At 44.8% G+C, this 20,340-nt stretch carries 13 protein-coding genes; 10 read left to right on the top strand and 3 right to left on the bottom strand.

Features of this window, described 5'->3' with window-relative positions; genetic code table 11:
- Positions 1-1,554 precede the first annotated feature (1,554 nt).
- The 10 genes from rpoB to tadA all read left to right on the top strand — a co-directional run bounded on the left by rpoB (position 1,555) and on the right by tadA (position 17,693).
- A complete protein-coding gene (gene rpoB / locus OCV57_RS11825) occupies positions 1,555-5,379 on the top strand; it encodes a DNA-directed RNA polymerase subunit beta (RefSeq protein ID WP_195551311.1) in 3,825 nt (1,274 codons plus the stop codon).
- A gap of 119 nt (positions 5,380-5,498) precedes the next feature.
- On the top strand, positions 5,499-9,077 hold the full coding sequence (rpoC, locus tag OCV57_RS11820; protein ID WP_022288667.1) for a DNA-directed RNA polymerase subunit beta': 3,579 nt from the start codon (positions 5,499-5,501) through the stop codon (positions 9,075-9,077).
- Between the two features lie 109 nt (positions 9,078-9,186).
- A complete protein-coding gene (locus OCV57_RS11815) occupies positions 9,187-9,654 on the top strand; it encodes an RNA polymerase sigma factor (RefSeq protein WP_158455071.1) in 468 nt (155 codons plus the stop codon).
- 166 nt (positions 9,655-9,820) lie between these two features.
- Positions 9,821-11,173 carry a hypothetical protein gene (locus tag OCV57_RS11810; RefSeq protein ID WP_267301715.1) on the top strand — a complete coding sequence of 451 codons (1,353 nt, stop codon included), beginning with the start codon at positions 9,821-9,823 and terminating at the stop codon, positions 11,171-11,173.
- 237 nt (positions 11,174-11,410) lie between these two features.
- Entirely contained in the window at positions 11,411-11,836 is a 426-nt protein-coding gene (rpsL, locus tag OCV57_RS11805) for a 30S ribosomal protein S12 (RefSeq protein ID WP_022288664.1), read from the top strand.
- A 195-nt stretch (positions 11,837-12,031) separates the two neighbouring features.
- A complete protein-coding gene (gene rpsG / locus OCV57_RS11800) occupies positions 12,032-12,502 on the top strand; it encodes a 30S ribosomal protein S7 (RefSeq protein ID WP_022288663.1) in 471 nt (156 codons plus the stop codon).
- 21 nt (positions 12,503-12,523) lie between these two features.
- On the top strand, positions 12,524-14,602 hold the full coding sequence (gene fusA, locus OCV57_RS11795) for an elongation factor G (RefSeq protein WP_046439623.1): 2,079 nt from the start codon (positions 12,524-12,526) through the stop codon (positions 14,600-14,602).
- Between the two features lie 114 nt (positions 14,603-14,716).
- A complete protein-coding gene (gene tuf, locus OCV57_RS11790; RefSeq protein WP_022288661.1) occupies positions 14,717-15,916 on the top strand; it encodes an elongation factor Tu in 1,200 nt (399 codons plus the stop codon).
- Positions 15,917-16,062: 146 nt separating this feature from the next.
- The gene (locus OCV57_RS11785; RefSeq protein ID WP_117863571.1) at positions 16,063-17,223 is read left to right on the top strand and encodes a CPBP family intramembrane glutamic endopeptidase; all 1,161 of its coding nucleotides are present in this window, start codon (positions 16,063-16,065) and stop codon (positions 17,221-17,223) included.
- Positions 17,220-17,693: a tRNA adenosine(34) deaminase TadA gene (gene tadA, locus OCV57_RS11780; RefSeq protein ID WP_022288659.1), complete on the top strand. Its 474-nt coding sequence runs from the start codon at positions 17,220-17,222 to the stop codon at positions 17,691-17,693. The genes OCV57_RS11785 and tadA overlap by 4 nt, the downstream gene beginning before the upstream one ends.
- 16 nt (positions 17,694-17,709) lie before the next feature.
- Here the strand turns inward: tadA and recR are convergent, their stop codons facing one another.
- The 3 genes from recR to dnaX are packed head-to-tail and all read right to left on the bottom strand — an operon-like array spanning position 17,710 to position 20,297.
- On the bottom strand, positions 17,710-18,312 hold the full coding sequence (gene recR / locus OCV57_RS11775) for a recombination mediator RecR (protein WP_195249025.1): 603 nt from the start codon (positions 18,310-18,312) through the stop codon (positions 17,710-17,712).
- Entirely contained in the window at positions 18,312-18,662 is a 351-nt protein-coding gene (locus OCV57_RS11770; protein WP_022288657.1) for a YbaB/EbfC family nucleoid-associated protein, read from the bottom strand. Before OCV57_RS11770 ends, recR begins: the two co-directional genes overlap by 1 nt.
- 24 nt (positions 18,663-18,686) lie before the next feature.
- Positions 18,687-20,297, bottom strand: coding sequence for a DNA polymerase III subunit gamma/tau (gene dnaX, locus OCV57_RS11765; protein ID WP_267301714.1), 1,611 nt, complete (start codon positions 20,295-20,297; stop codon positions 18,687-18,689).
- Positions 20,298-20,340 lie beyond the last annotated feature (43 nt).

Below are 20,340 nucleotides of genomic sequence, written 5' to 3'. Positions count from 1 at the left end.
TTAAGTCGAACAAACAACCGTCCTATGCGTCCCCTCAAATGGTTTTCGCCTATCGAATTTCTTAATAATAGTGTCCAATATGATTGACAAACCTACAAAGTTTTTAATAGGAGCGGAGTTTAAGTGAGGAGTGAGGAGTGAGAAATGAGAAATGAGGAATGAGGAATGAGGAATGAGGAATGAGCATAGCAGACCAGAGTAAATTGCAAGCATAAAGTAAAAAATAAAGCACCGAGCGAAGCGAGAGATAAAGCGCACGCTCAAGCCCGGCGCTAGAGGGCTTGTGGGGTCTAGGGGCAAAGCCCCTAGCGGAGTATGAGGCAGAGCCTCATTCGGCGCAAGCCGACAAGGTGCAGATTTAATGAAAATAGCATATAGAAGTCAAATATTAGATGAAAGTGATATCGGAGAATTAAATCTGCACCGCTTTTCTATCCCATAGCAAAACGTAGATACGCAAAGAGCGGAGCGATTTTGCGGAGGTAGGACTTGCCTAAATAACTGTAGGGGCGAACAGCGTTCGTCCGTGTTCAGAATTTGTTATAATTTCAGAATTGTAGGGGCTTGGCGAAATTTCTGTTCGCAAGCTCACAGAAATGCGACGTCCCGACCCCCTCGCACGTCTTTGTGCATCTGCATGACTTTATGGTAAATTCAAACCTCGTCACTTCGAGCGGGCTGTCGAGGGCGCCAGCCCCTACAAGCGTGATAGGATAGTTTTTTGTTCTGCCCTACAATGGTTGTAATCGTGGACTTGTTTCTTCGACGGGCGAACGATGTTCGCCCCTACAGATTTGTTGCCGTGGGGGTCGTGTTTCAGTCGTTTTTTATTCAATTTTCAAGTTACATTCGGGGTGTGACATTGGGTATTAAGCCCTTGGTTGCGTATACACAAAATACCGCAATGCACACCCACGCTTTGACACAAGTACTCTACAGCCTGTTCCAGAAACTCACCTCGGTTTCACTAAGTCGCAGGGCTTGTACGTGCCCGCAAGTATCAAAACGCTTTCTACTTATCCCGAAAATCACCACTTTTGTTGCATAAAAAATGCAACAATTGCTGAAATGTTGCCAAATTAAAATATAAATCATTTGTTTGCACAATTTGTTAAGTGATTTTTTGTTGGATATGACAAGTAAATCGGAATTATTATGTAATGGCAGACAAGTTGGTGCAGATAGTGATGAAATAAAGGGTAGGTTAGGGTGGAGGTAATGAGGCGGAGGGTGATAAAAACAGGTTGGTAAGCGAAAAATTTACGATTTGATAACACATTGGTAATAGTAGAAGTTTCTGCGTCGAATTGTGCGATTTTTGTTCAAATCGGAGAAAATAGGAAAATCGGTGAGAAGTGTAAGCTAAAATGCTTGACAAGGGCTTGCTAATATTATATAATAGTATACTGTATCATAATGGAGTTTTCCACCTATTTCATGCGTTTTTGAGTGCAGAAAATCATGGAAAACACCGCCAAAACCACTGGCGAATACGATTGTTATATAGTGTTATATAAATGTATTTTCCAAATAAATTAAGGAGTGATTGAGCCTATGGTGAATGTCAAGGACGTAAAACTTGGTAAGAACACGAGAAAGAGCTTTGCCAAGATCAATGAGGTTCTGGAGATGCCTAACCTTATTGAAGTGCAGAAGAACTCTTATCAGTGGTTCCTCGATGAAGGTCTGAAGGAGGTCTTCAGAGATGTTTCAGCTATTACTGATTATAATGGTACGCTGGAGCTGACTTTTGTTGGATACCATTTCGACGAAGAGGCTAAGTATTCTGTTGCAGAGTGCAAGGCGAGAGATGTAACTTATGCAGTGCCACTGAGAGTTACTGCAAGACTTAACAATACCGAGACCGGCGAGATCAAGGAGTCCGAGGTATTTATGGGTGACTTCCCTAAAATGACCGACAGCGGAACTTTTGTTATCAACGGTGCAGAGCGTGTTATCGTTTCTCAGTTGGTGCGTTCACCAGGTGTTTATTACGCTTTTGATAAGGACAAGACCGGTAAGGATCTGTTCAAGACAACTGTTATCCCTAACAGAGGCGCTTGGCTTGAATATGAAATGGATTCTAACGACGTGGTTTATGTCAGAATCGATAAAAACAGAAAGATCCCTCTTACTACTTTCCTGAGATCGCTGGGTATTGGTACTAACGAGGAGATCGAGGAAGTTTTCGGTCCTGATGAAAGACTTACTCAGACTATCATGCAGAAGGATCAGACTGCTAACAGAGAGGAAGCTCTTCTTGAGGTTTACAAGAAGCTCCGTCCGGGCGAGCCTCCTACAGTAGATTCTGCTGTTACTCACCTGAACAACCTGTTCTTTGACGCTAAGAGATATGATCTTTCAAGATTTGGCAGATATAAGTACAACAAGAAGCTTGGCGTTGGTTCAAGACTTTCAGGTCACAGACTTTCAAGACCTGTTGTAAATCCTATGACAGGCGAGGTAATGGCTGAGGCCGGCAATCTTATCAGCTTTGATAAGGCTATGGAGATCGAGACCGCAGGTGTTATGGAGGCTTACGTTGACGTTGAGGTAAAGGAGCATCTTACTTCCGCAACAGGCGAGGCTGTTACAAAGCTTGAAGAGTGCGAAGTTAAGATCATAGGCAACGGCATGGTAGACATCAACGCTTATGTTGATTTTGACTGCACTGAGCTTGGCATCAACGAAAAGGTATCTTTCAAGGCTCTCAAAGAAATTCTTGAAGATTCTGAGAATGAGGAAGAGCTTAAGGAGAACATCAGACTTAAGGCTGACGACCTCGTTCCAAAGCACATCACTATCGATGATATTATCGCTACGGTTTCTTACTTCCTCAACCTTTGCGAAGGTGTTGGTACTGTTGACGATATCGACCATCTTGGCAACAGAAGAATCCGTTCAGTAGGCGAGCTTCTTCAGAACCAGTTCAGGATCGGTTTCACAAGAATGGAAAGAGTTATCCGTGAGAGAATGAACATTCAGTCACAGGGCACTGAGGTCGTTACTCCTACAGCTCTTATCAATATAAGACCTATCACTGCGGCTATCAGAGAGTTCTTCGGTTCTTCTCCACTGTCACAGTTCATGGATCAGAACAACCCTCTGGCTGAGCTTACTCATAAGAGAAGACTTTCAGCCCTCGGCCCTGGCGGTCTTTCAAGAGACCGTGCCGGATTTGAGGTCCGTGACGTTCACTATACTCACTACGGCAGAATGTGTCCTATCGAGACGCCTGAAGGTCCTAACATCGGACTTATCTCTTACCTTGCTTCTTTCGCAAGGATAAACGAGTACGGCTTTATAGAAGCTCCTTACAGACGTGTTGACAAGGAAACAGGCGTTGTAACTGACGAAGTTGTTTATATGACGGCTGACGTTGAAGATAACTACATGGTCGCTCAGGCAAACGAGCCTCTTACTGAGGACAACAAGTTTGCCAGACCTAAGGTAAACGGCAGATACAGAGATCAGATCCTCGAGATAGAGAGAGAGAAGATCGACTTCATGGACGTTTCGCCTAAAATGGTAGTTTCTGTGGCTACTGCTTGTATCCCGTTCCTTGAGAACGATGACGCTAACCGTGCGCTCATGGGTTCAAACATGCAGAGACAGGCTGTGCCGCTGCTCAAGACTGAGTCTCCTATCGTTGGTACTGGTATGGAGTACAAGGCTTGTCTTGATTCAGGCGTTGCTGTTGTTTCTAAGAACGCAGGTGTTGTTGAGAGCGTTGACGCTGACAAGATCGTTATCCGTGAGGACAGCGGTATGCTCAGAACTTATGAGCTGACTAAGTTCAAGCGTTCAAACGCAGGTACTTGCACAAACCAGAGACCTATCGTCAACAAGGGCGAGAGAATTGAAGCTAATCAGATAATCGGTGACGGCCCTGCTACCTCAAACGGTGAGCTTTCACTTGGTAAGAACGCTCTTATCGGCTTCATGACCTGGGAAGGTTACAACTACGAGGACGCCGTTCTTCTGAACGAAAACCTTGTAAAGCAGGATAAGTACACTTCTATCCATATTGAAGAGTATGAGACAGAAGCCAGAGATACAAAGCTCGGACCTGAGGAGATCACAAGAGATATCCCTAACGTTGGTGAGGACGCTCTTAAGGATCTGGACGAGAACGGTATCATCAGAATAGGCGCAGAGGTTCGCTCAGGAGATATACTTGTTGGTAAGGTAACACCTAAGGGTGAAACTGAGCTGACAGCAGAAGAAAGACTTCTGAGAGCTATCTTCGGCGAAAAGGCTAGAGAAGTTAGAGATAATTCTCTTAAGGTACCTCACGGCGAGGCCGGTACTATCATTGATGTTAAGATATTCACAAGAGAGAACTGCGACGAGCTTTCTCCTGGAGTAAATATGCTCGTCAGATGCTACATCGCACAGAAGAGAAAGATCTCTGTGGGCGATAAAATGGCGGGTCGTCACGGTAACAAGGGTGTCGTTTCAAGAATACTCCCACAGGAGGATATGCCATTCCTTGAGGATGGTACTCCGCTTGATATCTGTCTTAACCCATTGGGCGTACCTTCTCGTATGAACATCGGTCAGGTGCTTGAGGTTCATCTTGGTATGGCGGCAAAGGCTCTTGGCTGGAAGATAATGACCCCTGTATTTGACGGTGCTCACGAGGCAGACATCAGAGAATGCTTCAAAATGGCTCAGCAGAATTATCTGGAGCATAAGGACGATGAGTTCACTCTCCACACAATGGACGAGGTCATCAACCCTAACGCTCTGAGCATGAGCGAGGACGGCAAGTTCACTGTTTATGACGGAAGAACAGGCGAGAAGTTCGATAACAGAGTTACAGTTGGTTATATGTACTACCTGAAGCTCCACCACCTCGTAGACGATAAGATACACGCACGTTCAGTTGGTCCTTACTCACTGGTAACACAGCAGCCACTCGGCGGTAAGGCTCAGTTCGGTGGTCAGAGATTCGGAGAAATGGAAGTTTGGGCGCTCGAAGCTTACGGTGCTGCTTACACACTTCAGGAGATCCTTACAGTTAAGTCTGACGATACTGTGGGAAGAGTCAAGACATACGAGGCTATCGTTAAGGGACAGAATGTTCCTAAGCCTGGTGTTCCTGAGGCGTTCAAGGTACTTGTTAAGGAGCTTCAGTCACTTGGTCTGGATCTCAAGGTACTCAACATCAATAATGAGGAAATAGATCTTAAGCAGTCGTTTGACGAGGACGAGGAGCTTGTTCCACAGCCTGCTATCGAAGATCATATCGATTTCGGCGTTGACGAGGGCGATCTCGACGAGGGCTTCATGGCTGAAGACGAGAACGGCACTTCCGAACTGGAGGGCAGCGCAGCTTCCGACGAGTCTGATCTGTTCCTTAATGACGGTGAATAATTTTGCACAGTAACTAAATAAGCTGAGGTCAAAGGGCGGAAGGCTCCGCCCCTGCGACCGTTTCATATAGAAGTCGGCTGTTGCCGTGCTTCAAACTAAACAGGAAGAGGGTACTGCTGTTGGAATTCAATGAGTTTGCATCAATCAAGATCGGTCTTGCTTCGCCTCAGAAGATCCGTGAGTGGTCTTACGGCGTTGTTACCAGACCTGAAACAATAAACTATCGTACTCAGAAGCCGGAAAAGGACGGATTGTTCTGCGAAAAGATATTCGGACCTTCAAAGGACTGGGAGTGTCACTGCGGTAAATATAAGAAAATTCGCTTTAAAGGCAAAGTCTGCGAGCGCTGCGGCGTTGAGGTAACAAGAGCCAAGGTTCGTAGAGAGAGAATGGGTCACATCGAGCTTGCTGCACCTGTTTCTCACATTTGGTATTTCAAGGGAACTCCGTCAAGAATAGGACAGATGCTTGAAATATCACAGAAAAGACTTGAAGAAGTTCTTTACTTCACAAAATACATCGTTATAGATCCAGGTAACACTGAGCTTATCAAGGGTCAGCTCCTTACTGAAAAGGATTATAGCGAAATGCAGGAAAAGTATGACGAGGACGAGTTCAGAGCCGGCATGGGCGCTGAGGCTATCAAGGAGCTTCTTGAAGAGATCGACCTCGAGAAGCTTTCAGAAGAGCTTAAAACTGAGCTGAAGGATCTTCCTGCGGGTCAGAAGCGTATCAAGCTTCTGAAAAGACTGGAGATCGTTGAGGCTTTCAGAACATCAGGCAACAGACCTGAGTGGATGATACTGGAGGCTATACCTGTTATACCACCTGATATCAGACCTATGGTACTGCTGGACGGCGGAAGATACGCAACCAGCGACCTTAATGACCTTTACAGACGTGTTATCAACAGAAATAACCGTCTTAAGAAAATGCTGGAGCTTGAAGCACCTGACATCATCGTTAGAAACGAAAAGAGAATGCTTCAGGAAGCTGTTGACGCACTTATCGACAACGGCAGACACGGCAGACCTGTTACAGGTCCTAACAACAGAGCATACAAGTCACTTTCTGATATGCTCAAAGGTAAGCAGGGACGTTTCAGACAGAACCTTCTTGGTAAGCGTGTTGACTATTCAGGACGTTCTGTTATCGTCGTAGGCCCTGAGCTTAAGATGTATCAGTGCGGTCTGCCAAAGGAAATGGCTCTTGAGCTGTTCAAGCCTTTCGTTATGAAAAGACTTGTTGACACCAATCCTACTATCAACATCAAGTCTGCAAGGAAAAAGGTAGACAGAGCTGAGCCAGAGGTTTGGGACGCACTTGAAAACGTTATTCAGGGTCACCCTGTAATGCTCAATCGTGCGCCTACACTTCACAGACTTGGTATTCAGGCATTCGAGCCTATCCTTGTAGAGGGCAGAGCTATCAAGCTTCACCCACTGGTTTGTACAGCGTTCAACGCTGACTTCGACGGCGACCAGATGGCTGTTCACCTGCCGATCTCAGCAGAGGCTCAGGCTGAGGCAAGATTCCTTATGCTGGCTGCCAACAACCTGTTGAAGCCTTCAGACGGACGCCCTGTTGCAGTTCCTACACAGGATATGATACTTGGTTCTTACTACTTGACACTGAAGAAGGACGGCGAGCCTGGCGAGGGCAAGGTGTTCAGAGATGTGAACGAGGCTCTTATGGCTTACGATCAGCACATCGTTTCACTTCACGCTGCTATCAAGGTAAGAATTACCAAGCAGATAGGCGACAAGCAGGTATCAAAGGTGATAGACGCTACAGTCGGAAGACTTATCTTCAACTCTATCATTCCTCAGAACCTTGGCTTTGTTGACAGAACAAATTCAGAAAAGCAGTTCGATCTTGAGATAAGCTTCCTTGTAAAGAAGAAGCAGCTTTCTGATATCATTGATAAATGTATCCAGAAGCACGGTACTACTACGACTTCCGAAGTTCTCGACAACATCAAGAGCCTTGGTTATAAGTATTCTACAAAGTCTGCTATCACAGTTGCAGTATGCGACGCTTCTATCCCTGAGGCTAAGAAGGATATCCTTGCTAAGGCTGACGGACTTGTTGACAAGATAGACAAGCAGTATAAGAGAGGTTATATTTCAAGAGAAGAGAAGTCAAAGAAGTTCATCGAGATCTGGAACAACGCTACAGACGAAGTTACAGAGGCTCTGAAAGCTAACCTTGATCCATACAACCCTATCAACATGATGGCTGACTCAGGTGCCCGTGGTTCTATCAACCAGATCAGACAGCTGGCAGGTATGCGTGGACTTATCGCCAACACATCAGGTTCAACTATCGAGATGCCTATCAGAGCTAACTACCGTGAAGGTCTTAACATTCTGGAATACTTCATTTCTTCCAGAGGTGCGAGAAAGGGACTTGCCGATACAGCTCTTCGTACTGCTGACTCAGGTTACCTTACAAGACGTCTTGTTGACGTTTCTCAGGACGTTATCATTCGTCAGGAGGACTGCGGTACTCACGTTGGTATCGAGATATTCGACATAAAGAACGGCAATGAAATGATCGAGCCTCTCAGCGAGAGACTTGTTGGCAGATACCTTGTTGAGGATCTCAAGGATCCTAAGACAGGCGAGATGATATGCTCAAGAAACAAGCTCATAAACGTTCATGACGCTGAAAGAATAGTTGCTGCACTCGAAGCTGAGGGCAAGGATTCTATCTCTATCAGATCAGTTCTTCAGTGTCAGGCTAAGCATGGCGTTTGCGCTAAGTGCTACGGCGCTAACCTTGCAAACGGAAATATCGTTCAGGTCGGTGAGGCTGTCGGCGTAATCTCCGCTCAGTCTATCGGTGAGCCTGGTACACAGCTTACAATGAGAACCTTCCACACAGGTGGTATCGCATCTGCGGAAGATATCACACAGGGTCTTCCTAGAGTCGAGGAACTGTTTGAGAGCAGACGTCCAAAGGGTGCTGCTATCATCACAAGGATCGACGGCGTAGTTAGGATCGAGGAGGTCAAGAAGACCAAGCAGATCACTGTTACAAGCGAGGACACTGAAAATCCTGAGCAGGAGTCTTATGCTATCCCATACGGCTACAAGATAAGAGTTCGTGAGGGACAGGCTGTTACAGCCGGTGAGCCGCTCACAGAGGGTTCTATCAACCCAGCTGATATCCTTGCAGTTAATGGTCCTAAGGCTGTTCAGAACTACATCATCACCGAAGTTCAGAAGGTTTACCGTCTGCAGGGTGTTGATATCAACGATAAGCACATCGAAGTTATCGTTCGTCAGATGATGAGAAAGGTCAAGATCGACGACTCCGGTTCAAGCTATCTGCTCCCTGGTTCACTTATCGACAGAGGAGAGGTCGCAAGACTCAACGAGGAGATACAGGCTCAGATCGACGCTGGCGACGAGAACGCAAGACTTATCACAACTGTTCCTGTTCTTCAGGGTATCACAAAGGCTTCAAGCTACTCGGATTCATTCCTGTCGGCTGCTTCATTCCAGGAGACAACTAAGGCTCTTACAGACGCAGCTATCAGAGGCAAGACCGATAAGCTCATGGGTCTTAAGGAAAATGTTATTATCGGTAAGCTCATTCCTGCCGGCACCGGTATGGACGTTTACAACAACGTTCAGGTGGTCAAGAATGAGAGTGCGGCTAATCATAACACCGCAGAAACACCGTTGTACTAATGACTTTTATATCAGCCTGCATGGTTCATTCATGCGGGCTGATTTTTTTATTTTGTATGAAACCTTTTTGCCTGCCACGGCGTTTTAGTATATGAAGGGGAGTGAAAGCATGAAGAATATGACCGAAAGCGAATACCGCCAACTTGTAGAGGAGTATTCGGATATGGTAACAAGGCTTTGCGTGGTGCACACGGGAAATTTTTCCGACGCTGAGGACTGCTATCAGAACGTGTTCTTCAAGCTTTTCAAGCAGATGAAAAAAGGCAGTCTGCCAAACCCGAAAGCGTGGCTCATCAGAGTGGCTCTCAACGAATGCCGGAGTGTTTTGCGGTATCGTTTGAGGAAAAACACAGTCGATCTGAACAGCATAACATCTTTCTCAAAGGACGGCAGCGACATAGAGATACTTGACCTTATTTTCAGACTTCCCCCGAAATATCGGGATAGTATTTATCTTTATTACTTTGAGGAGCTGTCAGTGCAGGAGATAGCTGAGCTGACAAATATCAAGGAAAACACGATAAAAACACATCTCAAACGTGGAAGAGAACAACTGAAGGATATGATAATGTTGTGAACTATATGAATGTCAATAAAGACATAAAGTATCGGGACGTCGCATTTCTGTGAAACAGAAATTGAGCCGCTCCCCTACAAAAGCGGTAAAAAACATTAAGTAGGGGCTGGCATTTTAGACATAACATTATAGTTTGCAATGATAATATCACAGAAAGGAGCAGAAAATGAAAAAAATAAACGCTTTTTACTGCATTAAAACTCCTTCGGATTGGAAGGAGAGTGTGCTTATGTATGACAAGCCTACAGAGAAAAATAAAACAAAACTTACAGGCTTTCAGCTTGCAGGTGCGGTGCTTGCGGCTTTGCTTCTGGTGGTGGGCGGTGCAATGACGCTTTTCAGAGACGAAGGCGATATAGAGATAACACCTTCGGCAAGCTCTGCGGCACAGGAAGAAAGTTCTGCACAGGATAGCTCACAAACAGCGGAGATAGACTACGGCAAGGCTGCTGAGGAGGGTCTGCTAAAGCTTATCTCAGATGATGAAATAGTTATCGAGGGTATTTTCGCAGGGGCAACAAGCAACGGTGACTGCTATATTTTTGTGGATAAGATATATAGCTCTGCAAAGCCATATGTAGAAGTGAATGACGACATCAAGGACGTTTATGACGTGGCGTCGCTTATGTCTGCAAACAGAGTTCTGCGTTTTAAGGTGGATTTCGGCGTAAAGGATAAGACCACGGGCAAGGCAGTCTATGCTCAGGATATTGATATAGGCTCGGCAGTAGTTATCGGCACAAAGTTCGAGGACGACATCTCTTTTGTGACAGCTTATGACATTGTGACCCACTATGACACAACTGAAGATTGGCAGGGCGACGGTATGGGTACGCAGCTTTATTCAGAGCTGTGCAGTGCGGTGGCAGCAGTGCATGATATCGACACCTCAACAGACGAGGGCGAGAAAAAAATGAAGCAGCAGGTGCTGCAATGTGCGGTCGATGCAGGAAGAGGCGGTATGCTCACAGACAGCGATGTTGAGATCGTAAGCAATTATAAGCAGCGTACTGACAGCTTGGGTATCAAATGGCAGGCTCTCAGCAACTGCTCAGCCTATGATTACGTCACAAGCAAGATAACTATAGATTTTCCTATATCGGTCACACCACTCAAGGATTATAAAAACACTACAGCAGAAGTGGTAAAAACCACCGATGAAGGTGCAGTGGTTAAGATAGGCGAAAGATATTACTCCATCACATCTAACTGGAACAACGCCGTGAAATTCAGTATGGCGGACGTCAACGGCGAGAAAGACTTTGACGGGATATATACACATAAGGCGAATTTCTTCGATGACAATAAGCAGTGGATATTGGATGTTAGATTTGTAAGCCACCTGTCAGCATTTTTTAACGATGACTTTAAAATATATCTCAATGAAGTGGACACGCCGGAGGAAATATCAGACAAAACAGATAACAGTGACGTTGTGATGACCTACCACAGCATCTATACACGCAGCGGCGAGGTGGTCTATCCGGGCGGCTCAGGAGACATCATCAAAGGAAAATAACAGAACGGACGGTATTTAAGATAGTATATAGACAGGATTACAGCAGGGCAGGGCGTGAAAAGCCGCTGCCCTGTGCTTTTTATAGCTTTTGACAGAAAATTTAACTGAAATTTTCAAAAAGTTAAAAAAGTCAAGAAAAAGTGCTTGACAAGAGACGGAGAATAGTGTATAATATCAAGGTATGCTGATGTATTGTATATCAGCGTATAGTATCAAATCTATGAAAGGAGAGAAAATATGCCAACCTTTAACCAGTTAGTAAGAAAAGGAAGAAATGTCCTTGCAGACAAGTCTACAGCTCCTGCTCTTCAGAAGGGTTTCAACTCAAAGAAGAAGGTAGTTATCGATCAGAGCTGCCCACAGAAGCGTGGTGTTTGCACAGTAGTAAGAACTGCTACACCTAAGAAGCCAAACTCAGCTATGAGAAAGGTTGCCAGAGTTAAGCTCACAAACGGAAACGAAGTTACAGCTTATATCCCTGGTATTGGACACAATCTTCAGGAGCACTCCGTTGTTCTTATCAGAGGCGGACGTGTTAAGGACCTCCCTGGTGTAAGATATCACATCATCAGAGGCACTCTCGACGCTCAGGGCGTTGCTAAGAGAATGCAGGCGAGATCCAAGTATGGCGCTAAGAAGCCAAAGGCAGGAGCAGCCAAGTAATCAAAAACTGAAAAGCTCATTTTAGTAACAAGGTAATAACTCATTGTCGCATATTGCGAAGACCACAGTTTATGTGGAGTGATTAATATATATTAGTTGACTCTACAAGGAACTGACGGGGCTGTAAAACGGCTGTATGCCGTGGTTACAGAGCGAGTACCTGTGAATTCATTATTTGTGAAGGAGGGAATTAAAGTGCCAAGAAGAGGTAGAGTTACAAAGAGAGACGTGCTTCAGGATCCAGTATACAATTCTAAGCTTGTTACACGTCTTGTAAACAACATCATGCTTGACGGTAAGAAGGGTGTTGCCCAGAAGATCGTTTACGGAGCATTTGAAATTGTCGAAGAAAAGACAGGCAGACCTGCTCTTGAAGTATTCCAGGAGGCTATGGATAACATCATGCCTGAGCTGGAGGTCAAGGCTCGCCGTGTAGGCGGTGCGACTTACCAGGTACCAATGGAGGTTCGTCCTGACAGAAGACAGACACTTGGTCTGAGATGGATAACAAAGTATTCTCGTGAGAGAAACGAGGACACAATGAGAGAGAGACTCGCAGCAGAGATCCTCGACGCTCTTAACGGCGTTGGCGGTTCATGCAAGAAGCGTGACGAAACTCATAAGATGGCTGAAGCTAACAAGGCTTTCGCTCATTACAGATGGTAAGAGGTATAAAGGAGGATATATATGGCAAGAGAATGTAAATTGCAGGATTACCGTAATATCGGTATCATGGCACACATCGACGCCGGCAAGACTACTACTACAGAGCGTATCCTGTTTTATACCGGTGTAAACTATAAGATCGGTGAAACACACGACGGTGCATCTACAATGGACTGGATGGCACAGGAGAAGGAGAGAGGTATCACAATTACTTCTGCTGCTACTACTTGCTACTGGAAGGGTCACAGACTCAACATTATAGATACTCCAGGCCACGTTGACTTTACAGTTGAGGTTGAGCGTTCACTTCGTGTACTCGACGGTTCTGTAACAGTTCTTTGTGCTAAGGGTGGTGTTGAGCCTCAGACTGAAACAGTTTGGAGACAGGCTGATAACTATCAGGTACCAAGAATGGTATATGTCAACAAGATGGATATCATGGGTGCAAACTTCTACAACGTTTTGAATATGCTCCATGAAAGACTTCATTGTAATGCCGTTCCTATCCAGCTCCCTATCGGTGCTGAGGACGACTTCAAGGGTATCGTCGATCTGCTCGAAATGAAGGCTTATGTATACTATGATGACCTTGGAAAGGATATCCGTCAGGAAGAGATCCCTGAGGACCTTAAGGAAAAGGCTGAACAGTATCACGCTGACCTTATCGAGCATCTTGCAGAAGTTGATGACGATCTCGCTGAGAAGTATTTCGCAGACGAAGAGATCACTATCGACGAGATGAAGAAGGTAATCAGAAAGAGTACTATCGCTAACACAATGGTACCTGTTACCTGCGGAACTTCATACAGAAACAAGGGCGTTCAGAAGCTTCTTGACGCTATTGTAGATTATATGCCTTCACCTATCGACGTACCACACATCAAGGGTACTGACGTAAATACAGGTGAGGAAGTTGAGAGAATTTCAGGCGACGATCAGCCATTCGCTGCTCTCGCATTCAAGATCGCTACAGACCCATTCGTTGGTAAGCTCTGCTACTTCAGAGTTTATTCAGGTGTTCTGACAGCCGGTTCTACAGTTTATAACTCCACTAAGGACAAGGACGAGAGAATCGGAAGAATCGTTCAGATGCACTCTAACGCTAGAAAGGATATCGATACTATCTACGCTGGTGATATCGGTGCCGCTATCGGTCTGAAGAACACAACAACAGGTGACACTCTTTGTGATGAAGAGCACCCTGTACTTCTTGAGTCAATGGAATTCCCTGAGCCTGTTATCCAGCTCGCTATTGAGCCTAAGACTAAGGCAGGTCAGGAAAAGATGGGTATCGCTCTTGCAAAGCTTGCTGAAGAGGACCCAACATTCAGAACTTATACTTCTGAGGAAACAGGTCAGACAATTATCGCCGGAATGGGCGAGCTGCACCTTGAGATCATCGTAGACAGACTTCTCCGTGAGTTCAAGGTAGAGGCTAATGTCGGCGCTCCTCAGGTTTCATATAAGGAAACAATTACTGCTCCTGCAAGCGTTGATTACAAGTACGCTAAGCAGTCAGGTGGTAAGGGTCAGTACGGTCACGTTAAGATAAACGTTGAGCCAAACGAGTCCGGTAAGGGCTATGAGTTCATCAACAAGGTTGTCGGCGGTGCTATTCCTAAGGAATACATTCCTGCAGTTGATGCAGGTATCAGGGGCGCTATGGAGAACGGTGTTCTCGCAGGCTTCCAGGTAGTTGACGTTAAGGTTGAGCTGTACGATGGATCTTATCACGAAGTCGATTCTTCTGAAATGGCATTTAAGATCGCCGGTTCTATGGCGTTCAAGGAGGCTATGAGAAAGGCTTCACCAATCATTCTTGAGCCTATCATGAAGGTTTGCGTTATCGCTCCTGATGATTATCTCGGAACAGTTATAGGCGACCTCAACTCCCGTCGTGGACAGATCCTCGGTCAGGAGCAGAGAACTGGTGCTGTTCAGGTAGACGCTCTCGTTCCACTGTCTGAAATGTTTGGTTACTCAAATGACCTGCGTTCTAAGACACAGGGTCGTGGACAGTACACAATGGAGCCTGACAGCTACATTCAGGTACCAAAGTCTATCTCTGAGAAGATCATGGCTTCAAGAAACAAGGACTAATAAATTTGCGGAAAATTTTCTGCTTTTTCTATTGCAAATTTGCTTTTTATTTGATATAATTATACTACGGTATGTTAAATCGGAAACTATTAAATTTTAAGGAGGAAAATTCCTATGGCAAAGGCACATTTCGAAAGAACCAAACCACACGTTAACATTGGTACAATCGGTCACGTTGACCACGGTAAGACAACTCTTACTGCTGCTATCACAAAGACTCTTGCTCTTGAAGGTCTTGCTGAGAAGAAGGATTACAACAACATCGACTCAGCTCCAGAGGAGAGAGAGAGAGGAATTACAATCAACACAGCTCACGTTGAGTATGAGACAAAGAACCGTCACTATGCTCACGTTGACTGCCCAGGCCACGCTGACTATGTAAAGAACATGATCACTGGTGCTGCTCAGATGGACGGCGCTATCCTCGTAGTTGCTGCTTCTGACGGTCCTATGGCTCAGACAAGAGAGCACCTTCTCCTTGCTAGACAGGTAGGCGTTCCAGCTATCGTTGTTTTCATGAACAAGGCTGACCAGGTTGACGATGAAGAGCTTCTCGATCTCGTTGAGATGGATATCAGAGAGCTCCTCGACAAGTACGATTTCCCTGGCGACGAGACTCCAATCATCAAGGGTTCAGCTCTTGCAGCTCTTGAAGCTCCAGACGATCTTTCAGATCCAGCTTACAAGCCAATCCTTGACCTTATGGACGCTGTTGACACATTCATCCCAACACCAGACAGAAAGTCTGATCTCCCATTCCTGATGCCTGTTGAGGACGTATTCACAATCACAGGCCGTGGTACAGTTGCTACTGGTAGAGTTGAAAGAGGTCAGCTCAAGACTGGTGACGAAGTTGAGATCCTCGGACTTTCAACTGAGAGACCAAAGACTGTTGTAACAGGTATCGAGATGTTCAGAAAGATCCTTGACTACGCTGAGGCAGGCGATAACATCGGTGCACTTCTCCGTGGTATCCAGAGATCTGACATTCAGAGAGGCCAGGTTCTTTGTAAGCCAGGTTCCATTCACCCATACACAAAGTTCTCAGGTCAGGTTTACGTTCTGAAGAAGGAAGAGGGCGGCCGTCATACTCCATTCTTCAACAACTACAGACCACAGTTCTATTTCAGAACAACTGACGTTACAGGCGTTATCACACTTCCTGCTGACAAGGAAATGTGCATGCCTGGCGATAACGTAGAGATGGATGTTGAGCTTATCACTCCAATCGCTATCGAAGAGGGACTTCGTTTCGCTATCCGTGAGGGTGGTAGAACAGTAGGTTCTGGCGTCGTTACAGCTGTTAGAGACTAATTTTTAGTTCGCTATATAAAGATCGGGTACAATATGTATCCGATCTTTTTTTGTCTTAAAATATTATGAATAATAAGTTAAATGATATTTGTATGCTTTAAAAAAGTACGGTGATATGCTATAATTAGTATAATGGAGGTGAGAATTTGAACGATACAAATACTAAAGATTATATGATTGACGTTGCTCAGGATACAACTTATCAAAATCAGAGTGATGATTATAAGAAGTCGTTTGCAAAGTGGCGTTCAAATCCTCAGAATTCTTTTGGATTCCAGTTTATACATGATACAAGAGAACACTCATACATTGATGGCGAGGGTTTTGTGCCTCATAAGGCAGAGGTAGCTGAGAGGATCTCTATGTTAAAATGCTGTAGTTTGTTGGGCATTTGTCTTGTGGTAATGCTTGCTATTGATTTTCTTAACTATTTTATAGTGAATAAATACGCGCCGGATACAACTGGTACATTTGTGTATTTTTCTCAAACAGATGGCGGATATGGCAGATATGATGTTGGAATGACTTTTATTTTAGGTCTGTTGTTTGCTGCAAAGTTTGTTGTGCCTGGTCTTATTTTTAAGATCGTTACTAAGATCCCTAATAAAGTCGTTTTTGCAAATTCAAAGGGCTACGAAAAAATGCGTGGAACTGCAGTGGTAATTATGATGGTCATAATCGTTGTGGGCAGAGTTGGACAATATATCCTTAGTCTGCTGTTTTCAACTGTGCATTTAGACGGGATATATTCTATTTTTGTATTCTCTGAAGATCCTGTTGTAGCTCTTGTTTCTTTTGCTTTCTTTGCGATCATTGTTCCTATAATGCAAGAGATAGTATTTCGAGGAGTTTTTTTGCAGACTTTTCGTCAATTTGGCGACACTTTCGCTATTATGATCACTGCTGTTGTGAATGGTTTATGCTACTATGATATTACATATCTGCCTTTTGTTGTATGCTGTACTGCGGTTCTTGGGCTTTTTACTATACGAACAGGCTCGGTTTTTACTGCAATTTCAATGAGTATTTGCGCCCACATCACGAATTTTGTATTAAGTTACATTGTTCTCTATGATCTTCCTTATGCCAAAATAGCAGAAGTCATAATATGTACAGTGATCGTTGGTGTATCACTTGTGATGTACTCGAAGCTTACAAGCTTTGGTGACTGGACATTCAACATTGAAAATGATAATTCCTTTATGACGATGTCAAAGCGAGTTAAATCTTTCATTGCAACTAACTCGATCGCAGTGTGGATAGCTGCAATTCTTGTGACCATGTTTGTGTGTGCGAGGATAATATGACAAGAGATGAGCTTTACATGAAAAAAGCGTTGGAGCTTGCGGAAATTGCCGCAGAGCAGGGGGAAGTACCTGTGGGTGCGATAGTTGTGAAGCGTTCTAGCGGTGAAATAATCGGCAGGGGATTCAATCGTCGTGAGTATGGGCGTTCCCCCTTGACTCATGCCGAACTTGTGGCTATTGAGGAAGCGAGTCGCAATCTTGGGGGTTGGCGGCTTATGGGTTGTGAGCTTTTTGTTACTCTCGAGCCTTGTCCTATGTGTACGGGTGCGATAATAAATTCTCGAATTGAGCGTGTGGTTTTTGGTGCGTATGACCAAAAGGCTGGTTCTTGCGGGTCGGTGGTAAATCTTTTTGAGCTACCCTATAATCACAAACCTCTTTGCACAGGCGGTATACTGCAAGAGCGGTGTGCAGATACACTGACGGAATTTTTCAAAAATCTTAGACGTAAAAAAAACCTCTCCGAATAGTTCGGGGAGGTTTTCCTTATATTTCGTTTCGATTTTCCAAAGCCTTGTAAAGCGTCACTTCATCAGCATATTCAAGCACTCCGCCAACGGGTAGACCGAACGCCAAACGTGTGACCTTTACACCAAGGGGTTTCAGCAGCCTTGAAATGTAAATTGCCGTAGCTTCGCCATTAACTGTAGGATTAGTAGCCATAATGACTTCTTTAACATTCTCAGGCTCTATCCTCGCAAGCAGTTCTTTTATTTTAAGCTTATCAGGGGAAATGTTGTCCATAGGGGAGAGAAGTCCATGCAAAACATGGTAAACACCTTTGTACTCCTTAGTACGCTCGAAAGCTGCTATATCCTTTGGGTCTTCTACTACGCAGACCGTTGTGTGGTCACGTCTTGGGTCGGCACAGATAGGACACTTTGGTTTGTCAGTAAAGTTCTGGCAAACGCTGCAAAGATGAACGCTTTTGTGGGCATTAGTGATAGCCGCTGCAAAAGCTGATGCGTCCTCGTCTGTCATGGACATAACATAGTAGGCAAGGCGTTGTGCGGACTTCATGCCTATACCAGGGAGCTTTGCAAATTGCTCTGCCAGAAGTACCAAAGGCAGTGCGTTTGACTCAGCCATTAAAACAGACCTGGGAATGATACTCCGCCTGTGAGTTTCTGCATTTCAGTGTCGCTTACTTCATCGAGGTTAGCAACAGCCTGATTGAAAGCTGCCATAACGAGGTCCTGAAGTGTTTCAACGTCCTCTGGATCAACTACCTCAGGCTTGATATCAAGCTTAAGAACGTTTCTCTTGCCGTTGATAGTTACCTCAACAACTCCGCCGCCTGCTGTACCTGTGAACTCTCTCTGCTCAAGGTCTGCCTGAAGAGCTGTGATCTCGTCCTGCATTTTCTGAGCCTGCTTGAGCATCTGATTCATGTTATTGGAAGGACCCTTGCCCATTCCCTGTGGAAGTCTTGCTTTCATTTTAAAAACTCCTTATATTCAAAATTATTTTTTTATATCAACTTCAATATCAAGTTTTTTCGCTTTGTCAAGCAACTGATTTATAGGATTTTCCGTATCCTCAGGTGCGACATTTTTGGCTGATTTGACTTTGATAGTGAAGTTTTGTCCGAAATTATTTTTCAGTATCTCATTAAGCACCGTAGCATCACCGCTTGCTTTGAACTTTTTGAGATAAAAGTCATTGTGTACTATCATAAGCAACACATTCTGACACATATAAGCCTTCGAATTGACTAAGAAACAGCCTATGGCAGGATTTGTCTGCTTAACCTGCTCGACAATGTTGTCCCAAGTCTGCACAAGCTTGAAGTCGCTTGCTTTCATTTTCTTGAAATCCGGGTCAAAAGGCTTTGGCGGTGGAGCTTGTTCCTGCTGAGCTGGTGTGGCGATCTGCGGTTGAGTCTGCAAAACGGCACCATTTTTTAGTGCATTCTCAAGCTGAGTTATTCTATTAAGAAGCACTGTGATCTCTGCATTGCCTGATGCAGCCTGCACAGTTGCACCTGCTTTTTGAGCAGCTCCGCACAGCTTTATGATACACATTTCAAGCTCGATACGCTTTGATGTGCTTTTTGCAAAACGCTCGCTGCACTCCTGCAAAGTATTTATATCCCCGAGTATCTCGTCCAGCTTCATGCGTTCTGCAAGGGCTTTAAGTCTTTCATACTCGTCAGGCAGACAAGTTATAAGATCCTTGTTGTTGTCGATAGTTTTGATTATCATGACATTTCTCATCTGAGCGAGCAGTTCACCTGCCAAGACTTTCAGATCTTTTGACATATCATAAAGCTTGTCAACGACCCTGAGTGCGCCTGCGGCGTCCTTTTCGGCTATCTTTTCGAGAATATCAAAAAGATAATCACGTCCTGCAATGCCGGAAGCTGAGGACACAACGTCAAGGGTGATGTCGTTTTCATAGGCAACGCACTGGTCTAAAAGAGAAAGTGCGTCACGCATACCACCGTCAGAAAGCCTTGCTATCATGCCTGCGGCATCTTCGTGGAGGGTAAAGCCCTCCTGAGAAGCAATATACATAAGCCTTGAAACAATATCCTCGTTTCTTATCCTGTGAAAGTCGAAATGCTGGCATCTCGACACGATAGTTGCAGGAACTTTATGTATCTCCGTAGTGGCAAGAATAAACTTCACATGCGGAGGAGGTTCTTCCATAGTTTTCAGCAGGGCATTGAATGCGCCCGCGGAAAGCATATGCACCTCATCTATGATATATACCTTATATTTACATCTTTCAGGAGTATAGACAACGCCTTCACGCAATTCTCTGATATCGTCTACTTTAGAATTTGAAGCAGCGTCAATCTCGATAATATCGGAAAGAGTGCCGTTGTCAGCGTCTTTGCATATCTCACATTCAAGGCATGGCTCACCGTCATGTGGGTCAAGGCAATTGATTGCCTTTGCAAAAATTCTTGCGCAGGTGGTCTTTCCCGTACCTCTCGAGCCTGTGAAAAGATAGGCGTGGGCGGTCTTGCCGCTTTTTATCTGATTTTTGAGAGTAGTTGTAATATGCGGTTGTGAAACAACATCGTCAAATGACATTGGACGCCATTTTCTGTACAATGCCTGATACAAAACTCTCACTCCAATCAAGAAAATAAAAAAATCAATCCGACAT

The organism is Hominimerdicola aceti, from assembly GCF_025567495.1.
GTDB classification, from domain to species: Bacteria; Bacillota; Clostridia; order Oscillospirales; family Ruminococcaceae; genus Hominimerdicola; species Hominimerdicola aceti.
This window is presented reverse-complemented; position numbering and strand designations above follow the sequence as displayed.

Excerpts from the sequence above, each read along its gene's own strand:
- rpoB (WP_195551311.1), top strand. The coding sequence starts at position 1,555 with ATGGTGAATGTCAAGGACGTAAAACTTGGTAAGAACACGAGAAAGAGC.
- OCV57_RS11815 (WP_158455071.1), top strand. The coding sequence starts at position 9,187 with ATGAAGAATATGACCGAAAGCGAATACCGCCAACTTGTAGAGGAGTAT.
- OCV57_RS11810 (WP_267301715.1), top strand. The coding sequence starts at position 9,821 with ATGAAAAAAATAAACGCTTTTTACTGCATTAAAACTCCTTCGGATTGG.
- rpsL (WP_022288664.1), top strand. The coding sequence starts at position 11,411 with ATGCCAACCTTTAACCAGTTAGTAAGAAAAGGAAGAAATGTCCTTGCA.
- fusA (WP_046439623.1), top strand. The coding sequence starts at position 12,524 with ATGGCAAGAGAATGTAAATTGCAGGATTACCGTAATATCGGTATCATG.
- tuf (WP_022288661.1), top strand. The coding sequence starts at position 14,717 with ATGGCAAAGGCACATTTCGAAAGAACCAAACCACACGTTAACATTGGT.
- tadA (WP_022288659.1), top strand. The coding sequence starts at position 17,220 with ATGACAAGAGATGAGCTTTACATGAAAAAAGCGTTGGAGCTTGCGGAA.
- recR (WP_195249025.1), bottom strand. The coding sequence starts at position 18,312 with ATGGCTGAGTCAAACGCACTGCCTTTGGTACTTCTGGCAGAGCAATTT.
- OCV57_RS11770 (WP_022288657.1), bottom strand. The coding sequence starts at position 18,662 with ATGAAAGCAAGACTTCCACAGGGAATGGGCAAGGGTCCTTCCAATAAC.